Source organism: Brevibacillus migulae, from assembly GCF_004521915.1.
GTDB lineage: Bacteria > Bacillota > Bacilli > Brevibacillales > Brevibacillaceae > Brevibacillus_F > Brevibacillus_F migulae.
Window position 1 is genome coordinate 391717 of the sequence record NZ_SDKD01000001.1, and the last position, 16252, is coordinate 407968.

Genomic DNA, 16252 nt, shown 5'->3' on the forward strand with positions numbered 1-16252 from the left:
TTCGAATGAATGTGGTGAATGCAACAAGAGCGGACATAGACGGCTGGTTAGAGCTGGCCGCTGAGGTCGAATATCTTTTTGGTCCCATGGTAGAGGATCCACAGTTTATTCAGGCATTGGAGAAAAATATCGAGCGGAAAACGGCATTTTGTGTGCGGGAACATGACGGTTTACCTGGATCCCGCTTGCTTGGCGGGGTTTTCTTTTCTGCCACACATGCCCCCCTATACAAAATCGGGTGGCTGGCGGTGTCATCAAAAGCGAGAAACAAAGGAGTCGCAACCGCGCTCGTTGGCCATCTGTTGCAACTGGTCGCGGTCCCCGCTGAAGTTTCCATGATCACTTTTGGGGAAGACGTCGCAGATGGCAGAGCTGCGAGAAATTTTTATCAGAGACTCGGGTTCATCCCTGTTGAACAGTCCATACCGAATGGACCAGAAGGAGGATCACGTCAAATATTCAAATTAATGATGACAAACAAATGACAGTGGGAAGAAACTTATCTCCCTTATTTGGCGTATTTTCATAAGAGTGTTAGTTTTTGGGCAATACTGTATAATTACCGATGCTCCTTGACCTTTACCTTGGACAACCACCGGTTCTGGTTCCGTTGCCTGGAGCGATACAAAAAATGGAAGAAGGTGTTCCTTGATGACAAACAGCAAAATGAATCCGAAAGTTGATGAATTTTTGGGGAAAGCCAAAAAGTGGAAGGAGGAATTTGAGAAGCTGCGAAGTATCGTCCTTGACTGCGAGCTGACCGAGGATTTTAAGTGGATGCACCCTTGCTACACGTTTGATAACAAAAACATCGTGTTAATACATGGATTTAAAGAATATTGTGCGCTTCTTTTTCACAAAGGCGCCCTGTTACAGGATACCCATGGGATTCTGGTCCAGCAAACGGAGAATGTACAGGCAGCGCGCCAGATTCGGTTCACCAATATTCAACAGATCGTCGAGATGGAGTCCATCTTGAAAGCTTATATTCATGAAGCCATTGAAGTTGAAAAAGCCGGTCTGGAAGTGAAACTTAAAGAGAATTCAGAATATGAGATTCCTGAAGAGCTTCACAATAAATTCACTGAAATCCCTGCCTTGAAAACGGCTTTCGAAGCATTGACGCCGGGACGCCAAAGAGCATACATACTTTATTTTTCTGAACCCAAGCAATCCAAAACCCGTGAGTCAAGGGTTGAAAAATATGTGCAGCAAATCCTCGACGGAAAGGGTTTGAAAGATTAGGATATCTCCTTGAACGAACAGGGGCTTATGTGCAAAACGTAAGCTCCTGTTTTTCGTGGGGGCAGTACACATTCAGCAACCATCTTTACGAAAATAATTTTATGTGCAGGTAAAAGGAATCCCCTTCCCGCTGATCGAAATAAGCAACATTTTGCAAGCACAAACGCAAAGCGATAGGAGGGGATCCCATTGTCAGAGCCGCCGCAAAGACTATCCGCTTTTCTGCCGCGAATCACGCTCCGCACGAAAATGCTCACGCTGTTTTTATGCCTCATTGCTATCCCGCTCAGCCTGCAGGGCATGATCACCTACAGCAGATTCTCCACCTCTACGGAAGCCAGAACCGTCGAATACACATCGCAGATCGTCCATCAAATCAATCAAAACCTGGATCGAAATCTGGCGGAGATGAAGCGCCTCTCTTTGACCCCGCTCTATGACAACAGCATCATCGCGATCTTGAAAGAGCTGCGTGCGAATCAAGAAGCTTCCTTCTTTCTCTCTTCGGACAAACGCCAAAAGATGTTCCTGTATATTTCCAGCCTCACTTACAGCAGACCCGAAGTAAAAGGCATCCAGATCATCTCCGCGAATGGAACCGTGTTTTCCAATCTGGACCCTGCGACGGTGTCCTCCAAGGTAAACCTGCGACAAGAATCATGGTATCGCAGGGTGATCAAGGGAAATGGCGCGGCTGTCATCATTCCGCAGCATCATCCCGGCTACTATTTGGATACGGATCAGCAACCCTACTTCGCTGTAGCTCGTTTACTGCGTGAACCGAATACCAATGAACCGCTCGGGATCATGAAAATTGATCTGAAAATGGACATGATTGAGCAGCTTTTCGTCAATATGCCGTTTACCAAAGAGGGCAGCGTCTTAATCGTGAATAAGCAATCAGAGCTGTTTTATGAAAAACAGAATCGGGACGGGACACCCGGTTATCGCTCTTTGCTGCGCGAGACAGAGTGGCTGTATTCGCGAGACACCCAGCCCTTGGAATATCATGGCCAACAGTATTTACAGATTGATCATGAGTCAGATGCTACCGGCTTGAAGGTCATCAGTATCATTCCGCGCGAGCTGCTGCTGCAGGAATCGAAGGATTTACGAGATTTTACGGTCCTGATCGCTGCCATCTTCCTGTTCGGTGCTGGAGGGTTAGCCGTTTACTTTGCGTATTCGCTGAGCAAGCCCTTGGTCCGCTTGAAAGAAAAGATGTCGCAGGTGGAAAAAGGGAACCTGCATGAGCGCGTGCCGGTGGCATCACGGGACGAAATCGGCATGCTCGGCGAACAGTTTAACCGCATGGTCGGCGAGATGAATCGACTCGTCAATGAGGTGTATATGATCAGTTTGCGCGAGCGGGAGGCTGAGCTTGCCGCTTTGCAGAGCCAGATCAACCCGCATTTTATCTACAATACCTTGGAAGCGATCAACATGATGGCGATCAAAGCTGGAAATTTCGATGTATCTGACATGGTGTCATCCCTCGGGAAATTGATGCGTTATACAGTCGATCGATCGGATGGGTTCGTGAAGCTGGCAGATGAAATCGAATCGCTTCGTTCTTACATTCGGATCCAGCAAACACGTTTGGGAGAACGGCTGCACGTGGAGATGGCGGTAGACGAAGAGCTGGTAGGAGCGTACATCCCCAAGCTGCTGCTGCAGCCGCTGATCGAAAACGCCATCTATCATGGCATCGAAAATCTGGAAGCCGGGGGGACGATCTGGTTGGCCGTCACACGTCATGAACAGGAGCTGCGCATCACAGTAAAAGACGATGGGAAAGGGCTGGATGATCATGAGCTGGCCAGATTGCGCAGGCTCATCCATATCCCTTTTCACCAGCTTGAGGAGGAGAGAAACGGCCGGAATGGAACGGCATTGCGCAACATCAACCAACGGATCACTCTTCTATACGGGGAAGCTTATGGACTCGAGGTGAATGGCTCACCGGGGAGAGGAGCGCAATTCTCATTGAGCATACCGATCACACAAGGGGGACGCGGATATGTACAAAGTGCTGCTGGTGGAAGATGAGCGGGTCATCCGGGAAGGGATGAAAGCATTGATTGAGCAGGTAACGAGCGAATTTCGCGTCATGGCCGAAGCGGAGCACGGCAAAGAAGCGCTGGAGTATCTGCGTACGGAGATACCCGATCTGATCGTGACCGATATCCGGATGCGCGAGATTGACGGCCTGACGATGATCGGCAAAATCCGGGAGATGTATGAAGAGCTGCCGATTGTCATCATCAGCGGCTACGGGGATTTTCAATATGCGCAAAAGGCGGTCAAGCATGGGGTGGCCGACTATCTGTTAAAGCCGATCGACCGCATCGAGCTTGCACAGACGCTTGAAAAGATCAAACAGTTCCTGGACCGCAAACGGCACCTGACCGCCAAAACGGGACAAGATGACGCTGCAAAAGACGAGCGCCACATCATCAGAAAAGTAAAGGAATATATCCAGAACCATGCCGATGGCGACTTGCGCCTGCAGACATTGGCCGACGTCATCCATTTGCATCCGATCTATCTCAGCCAGCTCTTCAAGCAGGAAACGGGTGAAAATCTCTCCGATTATGTCACCAGCGTGCGCATGAACCGGGCCAAACAGCTGCTGAGGGAGACAAGCCTGAAAGTGTATGACATCTCCCGGCTGGTCGGCTACCAGAGCCCCAAGCATTTCATGCTCATCTTCAAAAAAGAAGTGGGGATGACTCCGGGAAGCTATCGGGATCGCGCAGTCAGTGAAGATCTTTAAATCCCGTACCAAACCTGTATTTCAAGTGATTTATCTGAATATTACACAAACTTTATACTGATCCATAACGAGAGAAAACGCAAAAAAAGGGGGGCATTCGATGAAAAAGGCAATTGTCATGGTGTTAACGGTATTGATGGCAGCGTTTACATTCGGCTGCAGCAATACGGCGACCAGTCCCAATCAACCGGCCCAACCAAGCAATGAGCCGGTAGAGCTGACCTTCATGACTTGGGGCAATCAGACGCACCTCGAGCTCTATGAGAAGCTGATCCAGCAATTTAACCAGACTCATCCCAACATCAAAGTCAAGCTGGAGTCGGTTCCATTCCCTGATTATCAGCAGAAAATCACGGTATTGGCAGCAGGACAGGAGCTGCCTGATCTCGGGTGGGTGTCGGAGCGGATGGTTCCGCAATTCATGGCGAACGGCATCCTCGAAGATGTATCCGATGTGAAAGAGGACGCCGCATTCAAGCTGGATGACATGATCCCGTCTACGCTCGAGCTGTTCCAAAAGGACGGCAAATTGTACGGACTTCCTTTTTCCACCCCGCCATCTGTGATGTTTTACAACAAGGACCTGTTTGACAAGGCAGGCCTGAAATCGCCCAATGATCTGGCGAAAGAAGGCAAATGGACGTGGGAGGAATTCGAAAAGGCGGCGAAGGCGATTACCAGCGGCACGGGAGCAAGCAAAGTGTATGGGGCCAACTTCTTCCGTGATTGGAAAACATGGATCCTGCTCTCTTCCTATGCATGGTCCAATGGCAGCGGTCCTTTCAACAAAGAGATGAATCAATTTACATGGAATGATCAGTATGGCGTGGAAACCCTCAACATGCTGCAGCGCATGATGTTTACAGACGGCTCGCATCCGAAGGCTGGCGAACAGGTTAGCTTTGAAGCAGGAAAGATCGGGATGTTCTTTGATGTATACAGCTACGTGTCCAAAGCCCGGGCGATTAAGGACTTCAAATGGGATATCGCGCCGATGCCTTCCGGTTCGCAAGGCTCCGCGCCGATGCTGGGGCAGGCGGGGTACTCGATCTTCAAAGGGACGAAGCATCCACAGGAGGCGAAAGAGCTGCTCAAATTCCTGGCCAGCGTGGAAGGAATCCAAGCGACATCATCCTTCTTCGTGCCACCGAGACTGTCCGTGCTCAACTCCGATCAATTTTTGAACCAGCCAGGCAACCCCGATCCGGCGCATATCAAGCAAGCGGTGATTGAGGAAATGCCGAAAGCTCGTTTGCAGCCGGGACATGTGGAGTGGCAAAAAATCGACAACGCGATCCTGGCAGGTTTTGACCAGTTGTTTGGCCAAACGGCACAGCCAGAGGATATCGTAAAAACGATGGAAGAAAAAGTGAATCCGCTGTTAAAGCAATAGGACGTTGATAGAACAAGAGAGTCACGGCGGTCTGTGCCTAGCAGATCGTCGTGGCGAAAAGGGGGAGCAATGCGATGAACCGATTCGAGCAGGCACTTCAGGACAAACCATTTCTCCTCATGGTTAGCCTTCCGCAAAATGATGTAGAGCTGGCAAAAGCGGCGATCGCGGAAGGAGCAGATGGGCTTAAAGTGCATATTAATGTGTTTCATCGAGCCAGCGGGAATCGCTTTGGACCACTCTCCCACTACGAGGAGCCATTCAGAGCGATTCGCGATCTGTTTGAAGGGCCATTTGGCATTGTGCCCGGCGGATCGATCAATGAGGTGAATCCGACAGAAGCAGAGCAATTCGCTTCTTATGGCATCGATTTCACCTCCATTTACGGGCATCATCTGTCTCCGGCTCTATTGAAGCTCAGCGGGGTAGCCAGCACATTTGCGATCCATGATCAATTTGATTTGAATCTGCTGGAAGTGGCAAAAGACTTTCCGATGACAGCATTGGAAGCATCGGTGATCCCGGGACGTGAATACGGAACACCGCTGTCTTTCGCTGATTTGCTGAAGTACCGATACCTCGTCAAAAAGGCGCAGATCCCGGTCATCGTGCCGACGCAAAGACGGGTCACGCCAGCGGATATTCCGGTGCTGCGGGATACTGGTATTCGTGGTCTACTCGTGGGAGCAGTCGCGATGGGAAAAACGGCGGATGAGATACGCAGGACGATCGCTGCTTTCCGACAGGCCATCGATCGGGAGGAATAGGCATGGACAGCAACTTGAATCTACCCCTCGCTCCGCAAAAGGGCAAGACAAAGGCAAAAGCCAATCGCATGAACCGGGAAGCCAACTTCACTGGCTGGCTATTCATCAGTCCGATGGTCCTCGGGTTTGTACTGCTGCTTTTGGGGCCGCTTTTGATGGCGTTTTACATGAGCCTTACCGATTGGCCAGTGCTTGGCGAAGCACATTTTATCGGGCTGGACAATTATCGGACGATTTTTCAGGATCGCGAGTTTTGGCTGGTCATCGGCAATACCTTTACCTTTGCGGCTGGGCTTGTCCCGCTGAACATTGTGTTGGCGCTTGGCTTGGCACTGCTCTTGGCGAAAAAGATGCCGGGCATTGGCATTTTTCGGACCGCCATTTTCGTCCCGGTGATGACCTCGCTGATCGTCTGGGCGATCGTCTGGAAGTACATGTTCGCGACGGATTCCGGCTTTATTAATCAGATCCTGCAGCTGTTCGGCGTGACTGGTCCGTCGTGGCTGTATGATCCGCAGCTGGCGATGCCGGTGGTGATCGTGACGAGCGTACTGAAAAATGTCGGCTTGAACATGGTCTTGTTCATCGCCGCCCTGCAGCAGGTGCCGACCCATTTGTACGAAGCTGCGCGTATGGACGGTGCCGGACGTACCCGCCAGTTTTTCCAGATTACAATCCCGATGATCACGCCCACGCTGTTTTTGACCACCTTGTTAACCATCATTGGCTCTCTCAAGGTATTTGGCCAGATCTATGTGATGACCCAAGGCGGCCCGGATAACAGTACGAAGGTGCTCGTCTACTATATTTGGGAGAAAGCATTCAAAAATTTCGAATTCGGCTATGCCTCGGCGCTGGCATTTGTCCTCTTCTTCATCATCATGGTCTTTACGCTCTTGCAGTGGCAGTTCAGAAAGAGGTGGGTATTCCATGAAGAGTAAGCGTCCTGCGTTGCCAATCGGCAAAGGCATCGGCATCGGTTTCTATTATGCCGTGCTGGCGGCTGTTTCCTTGTTGATGCTGGTCCCTTTTTTATGGATGCTTTCCACATCGTTAAAAGAACCCGCCAAGATTTTTGTCTTTCCGCCCGAGTTTTTTCCGTCATCGATCCGCATTGAAAACTACACCGAGGTCTTGGAAAATACGCCGTTTCACTTGTTCTATTGGAACAGTCTCTATATCGCCGTTCTGGTCACGATCGGGACGATTTTCTTCGCCTCGCTGGCAGGCTACGCGTTTGCGCGGATTCCATTCAAGGGGCGCAATCTGGTGTTCCTGATCCTGCTCAGCACGATGATGATACCGAATGAAGTGACCTCGATTCCGATGTTTTTGTTTATGCGTATGCTGGGGTTCATCAATACCCACGTACCGCTGATTGTGCTGCCCATCTTCGGAGCAGGGGGGATTTTTGGCATATTCGTGATGCGGCAATTTTTTCTGGCGATCCCGAAAGAGCTGGAGGAAGCCGCGATGATTGACGGCTGCTCGCGCTGGCGGATTTATTGGAGCATCATGCTGCCGCTGGCCAGACCCGCGATCGCTACGTTGACGATCTTCACCTTTTTGACGAGCTGGAATGATTTTTATGACCCGTTGATCTTCCTCAATGATCGCGAGCTGATGACGCTGCCCTTGGCCTTGTCATTGTTTACGGACGAAGCGGGCACGGCCTGGCACCATCTGATGAGCGCTTCGGTGATGGCGACACTGCCGCTCTTGATCGTCTTCTTTTTCGCGCAAAAGCAATTTATCGAGGGTGTCTCCATGACGGGAATGAAGGATTAGAAAGGATGGATAACGGATGAATCGTGTGATCGAAGCAGATGTCGTCGTGGTCGGGGGAGGCCCTGCCGGAATCAACGCCGCATTGGCAAGCGGGCGAGTGGGAGCAAAGACGGTCCTGATCGAGCGTTATGGGTTTCTCGGCGGGATGTCTACGGCAGCGCTGGTGTATCCATGGATGACCTTTCATACGGAAAAAGGGGAGCAGGTGATCCGCGGGATTGCCCAAGAGATTGTGGAGCGTTTGCAGGAAAGAGGGGGCTCTCCGGGACATTTGCGGGATACGGTCGGCTTCGTGCATACAGTCACGCCGTACCATCCGGAAATCTACAAGCTGCTCGCAGTGGAGATGCTCAAGGAAGCCGGGGTGAAGCTGTTGGTACACAGCTTTGTGGATACCCTGGAAAAGGACGGCGAACAAATCACAGCGGTGCAGCTCACGAGCAAATCCGGGCGGATCCAGGTCAAGGGCAGGATGTTCGTCGATGCAACGGGGGATGCGGACCTCGCGTATCTGGCGGGAGCGCCTACGCTAAAAGGGCGGGGCAGCGATGGGCGTACACAGCCGATGACCATGAAATTCCGGATGAGGGGCGTCGATCTGGATCAGGTGAAGCAGTATATGCTGGAGCATCCGGAAGAGTTTTATCACAAGACGCCGATTGCGGAATTGCCTGGGTTGCCGCTCACCGGTGTGCAAGGATTCTACCCCCAATGGAAATCGTCCGGGGTACCGATCAATCGCGATCAAGTCTTGTTCTTTACCGGTCCGGAGAAGGATGAGGTCTTGATCAATTGCACGAGGGTGCAGGGATTGGATGGCACCGATGTCGAGGATCTGACAGCGGCCGAGGAGGAAGGGCGCAGGCAGGTGTTCATGATGTCTGAATTTTTGCGCAAGTCGATCCCGGGTTTTGCGCAAGCCTCCATCTCCGCTGTCGGCGCGCAGATCGGCATCCGGGAGACGCGGCGGATCAACGGTGAATATAGCTTGACCATCGAGGACGTCGTACAGGGGCGAAGGTTCCCGGATGTGATCGCCCGCAGCGGCTATCCCGTGGATATCCATGACCCGTCTGGCAAAGGGGTGGTTGCCGCAGACATCGAGGGGGAAGGGGCCTACGATATTCCTTACCGCTGCCTGCTTCCGAAGTCTGTCGACAATCTCCTTGCGGCAGGCCGTTGCATCTCCACCACGCACGAAGCGCTGGCGACCACAAGACTGACCCCGAGCTGCATGGCAACGGGGCAGGCAGCAGGTACCGCAGCTGCGCTCGCCTGCAAGCATGGCTCGATCCCTCGCCAGCTGGAAGTCCCCTTGCTGCAAGACACCTTACGCCATGCGGACGCCGTGCTCTGAAGAAATGCGATTTCACTTTGAAGGGAGTGTCTCGTAATCATGAAGAGAAAAAGATCTTGGGTGACGCTTGTCGCCCTGGCAACGCTGATGACCGGTGTGCTGCCGTTTGGACAGGCCGGCACGGTGTTGGCGAAAAATTCTTCCCCGAAGCCGGTCGCCAAAATCGCTCTGGTGCCGCTCGATGATCGACCCGTGAATACGTATTTCCCTCAGACGGCAGCTCAGGCAGGAGGCGTGGAAACCATCATGCCGGATGACGAGATGCTCGGCCATTTTACCACCCCGGGCGATGGTGAGGAGATTGGCGGATGGCTGCTGGACCAAGCGGATGAAGTCGATGGCTCCGTGATTTCCGTCAGCATGCTGGCGTACGGCGGTCTGGTGGCATCGCGTACGCCGGAACAATCCTATGAGGATGCCTTGGACAACATCAAAGCGATCAAGCGCCTTCGGAAAGCAGAGCCGGACAAACCGATCTACGTCTTCGACACCATCCAGCGTCTGGCCGTCACCGCCACGGATCCGGAAACGCTGAAATATTATGAACAGATTCGCGAGTGGGCGATTTTGTATGATGAGGTGCATAATCTGGGCATGACCGAAAAGCAGGAACGGTTAGAGGAGCTGGAGGAAGAGATTCCCGAAGCGGTGTTGGAAGGCTATCTGGAAGCCCGTGCGCGAAACCACAAAATCAACTCCCTGCTGATCGAATGGGTCGAGGATGGCACGATCGATTATCTGGTCCTCGCTCAGGATGATGCCGCTCCGCATGGTCTGCATCGGGCCGAACGGGAAGCTTTGACGGAAAAAGCCGAGGAGCTGGGTGTGGAGGATCGTACCGCGATTTTCCCAGGCGCGGATGAAGTCGGCACGGTACTGGTCAGCAGGCTTTCCCTGGAAGAACTGCGGATTCATCCCAAGGTGGCTGTTGCATACTCCGGCATCGATGGCAGCGATTGGACGGCTCCATTTGAGGATACGACGTTTGACCGAAGTGTGGAAAAGCATATCATCGCAGCTGGCGGTAAAGCGGTAGACGATGCGGATGACGCCGATTTGGTGCTCATGGTGAACACGCCGCGGGAAAGCGGCCAGAGCAATGCCGAGAGAAGAGAGGCACTGGATGATTTTGTGGAAGCGATCAACGAACATCTGGAAGATGGGAAGCACGTTGCCATCACCGATGTGACGATCACGAACAAATCCGACCCTGATCTGATCGAACGCTTGCAGGACGAAGTGGACATCCCGCAGCTGCTCGCTTATACCGCATGGGGGACGGCAGGCAACAATATGGGCAGCGCATTGGGGCAAGCTCTGCAGCGCAGCGCTTTTTTGCAAAAGGGAAATCAATTCGGCGAACCACTGACCATCTCCGCTGCCCAGGCCCATGTGAACCTGCTGCTCTCTTCCTTCGTCAATGACCATGATTACCGCAATGAAGTCATGCCCGAAGCGCGTGAGCTGGTGAAAGAGCTGAACGGCAACGAATGGGGACTGGGAGAGGATTTTGAAGAGGTCAATGATTTCGTGCAAGAAGAACTCACGCCAAAAGCAGAGGATTGGTATGAGGAGAAATTTGCAGACCGGTCTCTGATCATCAGCAAGCGGGGAAACCACACGTTTACCGGCAAGATTGTTGACCTCGATGACGTGGACATCCGACTGCCTTGGGAGCGGTTGTTCGAAGTATTTGTCGATCCGCAGGTGACTGTGGAAAAGGAATAAACGGTTGTTCCGTGGAATCTCTTCCTTACCTTGTGTAGGAAGGGATTCTCCCTTTTTGAGGGCGGAAGAGGTTCGGTCGATGAGTTTTCGCGCGTATGCTTCGGATGAATATGAGGCCGTCATCGCACTGCGGAAAAAGTGGAGAAAGGAGTGGAGAGGAATGGGAGCATGGGGCATTGGCTTTTTTGAAAATGATCAGGCGATAGATTGGAAATATGAACTGCTCGAAGGAAGTGATCTTTCTTTCGTGAGAGAAACGCTGGAACAAGCAAAAGTAGAAGAGTTTTTGGATGCGGATTTATCCGTGCAAGCTCTTGCAGCTTCCGAAATAATCGCGGCATTACTAGGAAAACCCGGGCATGAAGTTAAGAACAACGAAGGCGAGATCGAGGACCTCGTTGAATGGATTGCCAGGTATCAAGGAAAAGGAAAAGAAAAAGAACTGACCCCACTCGCACTAGAAGTAGTGAACAGAATAAGATTGGATTCCGAGCTTCGAGACCTTTGGATGGACGCGGAAGAATTTCGGAAGTGGGACGAATTGCTGCTAGATTTGGAGCGGCGGTTACGCTAGAAGCGGAGTAATCGAGTAAAACATCCAAGAGGTCGCAGTGATGGGATAACTGCCGATGAATGTAATGATGGGAGGTACAGCGGATATGCCTATGTCCGATTATTACAAAAAACTTCGTAAAAGAATCGGAACCGAGCTGATTTTCTGCCCGAGTGCAGCTGCGATCATTCGCAATGAGCTAGGTGAAATCCTGTTCATTCTTGACGCGACCAGTCATACATGGGGCATTCCTGCTGGTGCGATTGAACCCGGAGAAACACCTGCGGAAGCCGTAGTTCGCGAAGTGTGGGAAGAAACGGGATTACGGGTAAAAGCGAAACATTTACGTGGAGTATGTGGCGGTAAAGAGTTTCGTTGGACGTATCCGGATGGAAATCAGGTTGAGTACATCATCTTCGTTTTTGAATGTGAAGTGCAAGAAGGAAAGCTGCAAGCCATCGACGGCGAAGCAGCGGATTTTCGGTACTTTTCTTCAGCTTCTTTGCCTGCTTTTCAACTTCCGTATCCATTGGAACTGTTTGATCCGAAATCAACTCAACAAACAATCTTTCAGTAAAAGAATGAAAGAGCCAGGGAGAAAAAGGGCGATACATGGATGCATCGATGAGGGTGCCGGGGTTTGTCGCCCTTTTTTCCTTTACTTCCCCGCCTTATGTACGAAGACTTTCCCATTCTTCCCGCAAGATCCCCATCTTGATCGCATCGTAATACTCCCCGCGCACGATCCGCGCCTTTCTCACCCGCGCTTCCTCTACCATCCCGACCTTTTTTGCCAACCCGATCATCCGCTCATTGCCCGACCAGGTGCCGATCCCCAAACGAACCGTATCCACATGAGTGAATAGATAATCGATCCACATCTGGAATGCGTCCGTACCATAGCCGCCCGACCAATAGCGGGAATCAAAGATCGCCAGGCCAATCTCAAACCAGTTCGTCACTTCGTCGATAAAATAACGTCCAGTTACTCCTCTCAGCTTCCCATCGATTTCGATGATCAGCCGATGCCGCGGCTGGTCGGTGCCCGCAATCTCTAGATCATTCTTATATTTCACATAGTAATCATATACCGTAGCAGGCGGAAGGGGCTTATACGGACCATTCCATTGCAAATGCTCCCTGTCCTCCGCCAGGTAATCCCAATAGTAGAGTTCTTCCACATCTTGCAAGGTGATGTCACGCAGGACAACTTTTTTTCCCTCGAGACGAACATTCATACACAAATTCCTCATTTCCAAATTGTTTAAATGAGATCCTGTATTTTCCATAGTATCGCAGAAAACTATAATTGAAAAATAAAATATATTTTATGAAAACAATTCAAACATCCAATGATAGCAGCCCACGATTTCTTCATTACATCGATTTTACCTCGTTAAATCGCCGAGAGCCGGAAGAATCCTTGACAGCTTGGCGACAAATGCTGATGCAGCAATACCAATAAAAAAGAACCGAGCGTGCCCTTCACAGACGAAGGGGGCTCGGTCCTTTTTGTGTTTATCGCAGTAGAATCGACATATTCGGGAGCGTATCCCATTGCTTCTCGCGCAAATAGTGGAGAATGTTTTTGAAAAAATTGCTGTCATGCTCATAGGTGCGGGCAAATGTGTACACAAGAGTAACTACCTGCTCAGGGGACAAGCCTTTATGGTAGGCAGCCAGGCCGATTAAATGGAAACGGATCAAGGCCACGTGCAAGATCAGCAAGACATAATCTGCGTACAGGGATTCTCCCAAGACAGAAAACGGGAACAGCTGGGTAAAGACGTAATGAACCGCGTAATTTTCTAAAAGATACGCATGCTCTTCCAAAAACGAAGCGTAGTAGGTTTGCTCCGCCTGTTGATAGTTGTCCACGTCATAGCGAATCCCTTCGGCCCATTCCTGGTAGCATTCCATGTAACGCTGACTCGTCACTTCCGTATGAGCCAAATAATCCTCGACGATGGACAAAAGCATTCTGAATTGCTCATGCGCATCAACTGGCAAAGCATCTACAAGTTCCTGCCACTCTTCATGGTCGATGACAGACTGCCAGTGTGCGATCGTTTCCAATATCGGCCCATCGCCATCTTCCTCGATAGCTCTCTCCAGATCCAGGATAAAATGTCCCAGCAAGAGAAGCCGCGCATGAAGAGGCATGCTGCGGTTCTGCAGTAGGCTGATGATGAAGGTGCGCATCTGCTCGAAGGTCCCGCGAAATCCTTCATCCTCCACCAGCTTGTCGATCAATGGATTGGGCTCAATCTCGTTCACGGCTGGCGAGAAGGTGAGACCTTCTGGCCGCAGGAGGGTGAGACGGGCAACTTCCGGACAGGACAGCACGGCGGACGAATCATAGCTTTCGAATACTTTGTTCAATTGTCGCGGATAGCCGGCACAGGTTTTGGACAAGTACGAGCTGCCCAAAGACAGTTGGATCGAGCAAAGCCGATCTTTGTTCAGAAACGGACAATAGCTGCCTTTCTCCATTTTGATCATGGCATAAGAAGAAAAGGTAGTTTCGTACTTGTTGCGGTAAATGTGGGAAGTCAATTTGCGCTTCCACGTTTTATCCTGCAGCGATTTATATTTATCAAATGTCCGCTTATCGATACTGACGCCCCAGCCGGAGCAGCACGTATCCTCACAAGCTGAGCCGGTGCATTCGAATGATTGCAGATAGTCTGCAGACATGCCAGTTGTTTTCATGGTTTCTTCCTTTCCTGCCGATGGTTACTTTTCGATATACTCATACAAAAAGGATTCCCCGCGGCTGTAAAAGCGCGGATCAAAAATAGCCAAGCGCTTCTCATCCTCCACGACAGCGACAAAAGGGGCCCATTCGTACAGCGTTTTCGCTTCCGGGTTTTTTGCAAAAAGCGGTGTCAAATCAGCGTCGTCATTCGTCGGAATGGCATGGATCAAGCGAGGATCACTCCAGATGGTCGCCTCACTGATTTCAATCATTCCCGGTTTTTTCCCGATGACCTGAAAGGATCCGGGAACAAAACTGGCAGAAAGCACAGTCTGTTCGTATTGATCCTTCATGCTCTGGTAAATGACATACCCCTGCAAGGATTGGGAAGCAAACTGCAGGAGGATGAGGCACGCTGCCGTTCGAAAAATCCGGGTGGCAGAGAGCCGACTGAAGCGCGCGGTCAAAAAGGCGCCTGCGACGATGACCCAGATGGTGAGGTCGACAATTGGAACCGTGCCAAAGGTAAGTCTCGTCTGGGTGAAAGGCTCGAAATAACCCGTACCCCAGGCATTAAAAATATCGCTTGTATCGTGAATGAACACCGCAAGCAGGCCCAGCCCAAAAAGCTTTTTCAGGAAGCCCAGATTCTTGATTTGCCAAAACAATGCGGAGAGCAGCGTCAATAAAGCCGCCCATAAAGGGATCAACAGCACGGAATGGGTAATGCCGCGATGCCACATCATATAGCGGCCGCCCGTATCCCACAGCTGGGAAACGACGTCAATGTCAGGGATCTCACTGCCCACTACGGATGTAAACAGCAGGGAGCGTTTCATCTCTTTGCTCATGATCCCTTTATCGATGGTACGATACAGGACGAGTCCAAACAAGGCATGAGTGATGGTATCCATAAATTTCCCCTCCTAGCGAAAAGGCAGCCAAGCTTCTTTATAGGTTGGATGCGTTTTGATCCATTGCTGCGCATGCTGCAGAAAAGCGGAGACGGCTGGCGTTTCCTTGGTCAATGACGGCACGGCCAGCGCGATCTGCCGCAGCGCGGGCGGAGTGACCGACAAATAGCGAAGAGCGGATGGACGGGCAGGCAGGGCCATGGAGGGGAGGATCGTGATGCCGATTTGCTCCTGCACCATCTTCAGAATCGTACTCACATCCCGGACTTCATATTGGATGTTGCAAGTCACGCCGGCTCGTTCAAAAATACTGAGAATTAACGGTTCGCAGCCGCCGTTTGTCAGGATAAATGGATCCTGCAGGATGGCCTCCACCGCCAGAGTACTTTCTTGGGCAAGCGGGTGTTTTTCGGATAGAACAATCATCAGCTCGTCTTGCGTCAAGGGAATGGCCTCCATCTCTACGCATGGGAGAGAAACGATGCCGACATGGACGGCATTGGTCTGAAGCCACTCCAATACCTCGGGGTTGGTCCCTTCGAATAAAATGGTCTCCACGCCGGGATAACGGGTGCGAAACGACTGGATCATCCCATGCAGCAGTTTTTCGGCAGCGCTGGGAAACGAGGCGATGCGCAAGGTGCCTCGCGATAATCCGCTTAGCATGGCGGATTCTTTTTTGATTTCATTGATACCGCCGACGACCTGGCGAACATGAGGCAGGATACGCTCCCCGGCTTCTGTCAGCGAAACGCCTTTGCGATCTCTTTTCAGAAGGGTAACTCCCAGCTCGGCCTCCAGTCCGGCAATCGCATGGCTGACTCCGGACTGCGTCATGCTTAACTCTTCTCCTGCCTTGGTAAAACTGCCTGCTTCGATCACGGTGAGAAACACATGAAATTGAAAGAGCGTCATGGCACGACCCCTTTGTATTGGTCACGACTTTCTTTTATGAGTAAATACTCATGTGTCCCATTAATAACAGGAATTTGACCCCCTGTAAAGAGCAGGGCTATGATTTACCTGTCAGGAA

16 protein-coding genes are annotated in these 16252 nt (G+C 51.3%); 12 read left to right on the forward strand and 4 right to left on the reverse strand.

Annotated features, from left to right (window positions below; all coding sequences use genetic code 11):
• The first annotated feature begins 5 nt into the window (after positions 1-5).
• The 12 genes from EIZ37_RS01855 to EIZ37_RS01910 all read left to right on the forward strand — a co-directional run bounded on the left by EIZ37_RS01855 (position 6) and on the right by EIZ37_RS01910 (position 12184).
• On the forward strand, positions 6-485 hold the full coding sequence (locus tag EIZ37_RS01855) for a GNAT family N-acetyltransferase (RefSeq protein ID WP_134682836.1): 480 nt from the start codon (positions 6-8) through the stop codon (positions 483-485).
• Between the two features lie 166 nt (positions 486-651).
• Complete coding sequence (locus EIZ37_RS01860) at positions 652-1245, forward strand: YdeI/OmpD-associated family protein (protein WP_134682837.1); 594 nt, start codon at positions 652-654, stop codon at positions 1243-1245.
• A gap of 189 nt (positions 1246-1434) precedes the next feature.
• Positions 1435-3294, forward strand: coding sequence for a cache domain-containing sensor histidine kinase (locus EIZ37_RS01865; RefSeq protein WP_235827861.1), 1860 nt, complete (start codon positions 1435-1437; stop codon positions 3292-3294).
• Positions 3266-4021 (forward strand): response regulator transcription factor, encoded by a 756-nt coding sequence (locus EIZ37_RS01870; protein WP_134682838.1) that lies wholly within the window; start codon positions 3266-3268, stop codon positions 4019-4021. The genes EIZ37_RS01865 and EIZ37_RS01870 overlap by 29 nt, the downstream gene beginning before the upstream one ends.
• 100 nt (positions 4022-4121) lie before the next feature.
• On the forward strand, positions 4122-5414 hold the full coding sequence (locus EIZ37_RS01875) for an ABC transporter substrate-binding protein (protein ID WP_134682839.1): 1293 nt from the start codon (positions 4122-4124) through the stop codon (positions 5412-5414).
• Between the two features lie 74 nt (positions 5415-5488).
• Positions 5489-6181, forward strand: a complete 693-nt coding sequence (locus tag EIZ37_RS01880; protein ID WP_134682840.1) for a hypothetical protein — start codon at positions 5489-5491, stop codon at positions 6179-6181.
• Between the two features lie 2 nt (positions 6182-6183).
• A complete protein-coding gene (locus tag EIZ37_RS01885; RefSeq protein WP_134682841.1) occupies positions 6184-7122 on the forward strand; it encodes a carbohydrate ABC transporter permease in 939 nt (312 codons plus the stop codon).
• The gene (locus tag EIZ37_RS01890; RefSeq protein ID WP_134682842.1) at positions 7112-7969 is read left to right on the forward strand and encodes a carbohydrate ABC transporter permease; all 858 of its coding nucleotides are present in this window, start codon (positions 7112-7114) and stop codon (positions 7967-7969) included. The genes EIZ37_RS01885 and EIZ37_RS01890 overlap by 11 nt, the downstream gene beginning before the upstream one ends.
• 16 nt (positions 7970-7985) lie before the next feature.
• Positions 7986-9326 (forward strand): FAD-dependent oxidoreductase, encoded by a 1341-nt coding sequence (locus EIZ37_RS01895; protein WP_134682843.1) that lies wholly within the window; start codon positions 7986-7988, stop codon positions 9324-9326.
• 39 nt (positions 9327-9365) lie between these two features.
• The gene (locus EIZ37_RS01900; RefSeq protein ID WP_134682844.1) at positions 9366-11054 is read left to right on the forward strand and encodes a DUF4127 family protein; all 1689 of its coding nucleotides are present in this window, start codon (positions 9366-9368) and stop codon (positions 11052-11054) included.
• A gap of 160 nt (positions 11055-11214) precedes the next feature.
• Positions 11215-11628, forward strand: coding sequence for a DUF4259 domain-containing protein (locus tag EIZ37_RS01905; RefSeq protein ID WP_167568612.1), 414 nt, complete (start codon positions 11215-11217; stop codon positions 11626-11628).
• Between the two features lie 85 nt (positions 11629-11713).
• A complete protein-coding gene (locus EIZ37_RS01910; protein WP_134682901.1) occupies positions 11714-12184 on the forward strand; it encodes an NUDIX domain-containing protein in 471 nt (156 codons plus the stop codon).
• A 94-nt stretch (positions 12185-12278) separates the two neighbouring features.
• Here EIZ37_RS01910 and EIZ37_RS01915 read toward each other — a convergent pair whose 3' ends face one another.
• The 4 genes from EIZ37_RS01915 to EIZ37_RS01930 form a co-directional block, all read right to left on the reverse strand.
• Positions 12279-12845, reverse strand: coding sequence for a GNAT family N-acetyltransferase (locus EIZ37_RS01915; protein ID WP_134682846.1), 567 nt, complete (start codon positions 12843-12845; stop codon positions 12279-12281).
• 280 nt (positions 12846-13125) lie between these two features.
• Positions 13126-14319 (reverse strand): flagellin lysine-N-methylase, encoded by a 1194-nt coding sequence (gene fliB / locus EIZ37_RS01920; RefSeq protein WP_134682847.1) that lies wholly within the window; start codon positions 14317-14319, stop codon positions 13126-13128.
• 24 nt (positions 14320-14343) lie between these two features.
• Entirely contained in the window at positions 14344-15219 is an 876-nt protein-coding gene (locus EIZ37_RS01925; protein ID WP_134682848.1) for a metal-dependent hydrolase, read from the reverse strand.
• A gap of 12 nt (positions 15220-15231) precedes the next feature.
• Positions 15232-16134: a LysR family transcriptional regulator gene (locus tag EIZ37_RS01930; RefSeq protein WP_134682849.1), complete on the reverse strand. Its 903-nt coding sequence runs from the start codon at positions 16132-16134 to the stop codon at positions 15232-15234.
• Between the last annotated feature and the right edge of the window lie 118 nt (positions 16135-16252).

What these genes read in the sequence shown, in the direction of transcription:
- EIZ37_RS01855 (WP_134682836.1), top strand. Translation starts at nt 6, where the DNA reads ATGAATGTGGTGAATGCAACAAGAGCGGACATAGACGGCTGGTTAGAG.
- EIZ37_RS01860 (WP_134682837.1), top strand. Translation starts at nt 652, where the DNA reads ATGACAAACAGCAAAATGAATCCGAAAGTTGATGAATTTTTGGGGAAA.
- EIZ37_RS01870 (WP_134682838.1), top strand. Translation starts at nt 3,266, where the DNA reads ATGTACAAAGTGCTGCTGGTGGAAGATGAGCGGGTCATCCGGGAAGGG.
- EIZ37_RS01875 (WP_134682839.1), top strand. Translation starts at nt 4,122, where the DNA reads ATGAAAAAGGCAATTGTCATGGTGTTAACGGTATTGATGGCAGCGTTT.
- EIZ37_RS01880 (WP_134682840.1), top strand. Translation starts at nt 5,489, where the DNA reads ATGAACCGATTCGAGCAGGCACTTCAGGACAAACCATTTCTCCTCATG.
- EIZ37_RS01885 (WP_134682841.1), top strand. Translation starts at nt 6,184, where the DNA reads ATGGACAGCAACTTGAATCTACCCCTCGCTCCGCAAAAGGGCAAGACA.
- EIZ37_RS01890 (WP_134682842.1), top strand. Translation starts at nt 7,112, where the DNA reads ATGAAGAGTAAGCGTCCTGCGTTGCCAATCGGCAAAGGCATCGGCATC.
- EIZ37_RS01895 (WP_134682843.1), top strand. Translation starts at nt 7,986, where the DNA reads ATGAATCGTGTGATCGAAGCAGATGTCGTCGTGGTCGGGGGAGGCCCT.
- EIZ37_RS01900 (WP_134682844.1), top strand. Translation starts at nt 9,366, where the DNA reads ATGAAGAGAAAAAGATCTTGGGTGACGCTTGTCGCCCTGGCAACGCTG.
- EIZ37_RS01905 (WP_167568612.1), top strand. Translation starts at nt 11,215, where the DNA reads ATGGGAGCATGGGGCATTGGCTTTTTTGAAAATGATCAGGCGATAGAT.
- EIZ37_RS01910 (WP_134682901.1), top strand. Translation starts at nt 11,714, where the DNA reads ATGCCTATGTCCGATTATTACAAAAAACTTCGTAAAAGAATCGGAACC.
- EIZ37_RS01915 (WP_134682846.1), bottom strand. Translation starts at nt 12,845, where the DNA reads ATGAATGTTCGTCTCGAGGGAAAAAAAGTTGTCCTGCGTGACATCACC.
- fliB (WP_134682847.1), bottom strand. Translation starts at nt 14,319, where the DNA reads ATGAAAACAACTGGCATGTCTGCAGACTATCTGCAATCATTCGAATGC.
- EIZ37_RS01925 (WP_134682848.1), bottom strand. Translation starts at nt 15,219, where the DNA reads ATGGATACCATCACTCATGCCTTGTTTGGACTCGTCCTGTATCGTACC.
- EIZ37_RS01930 (WP_134682849.1), bottom strand. Translation starts at nt 16,134, where the DNA reads ATGACGCTCTTTCAATTTCATGTGTTTCTCACCGTGATCGAAGCAGGC.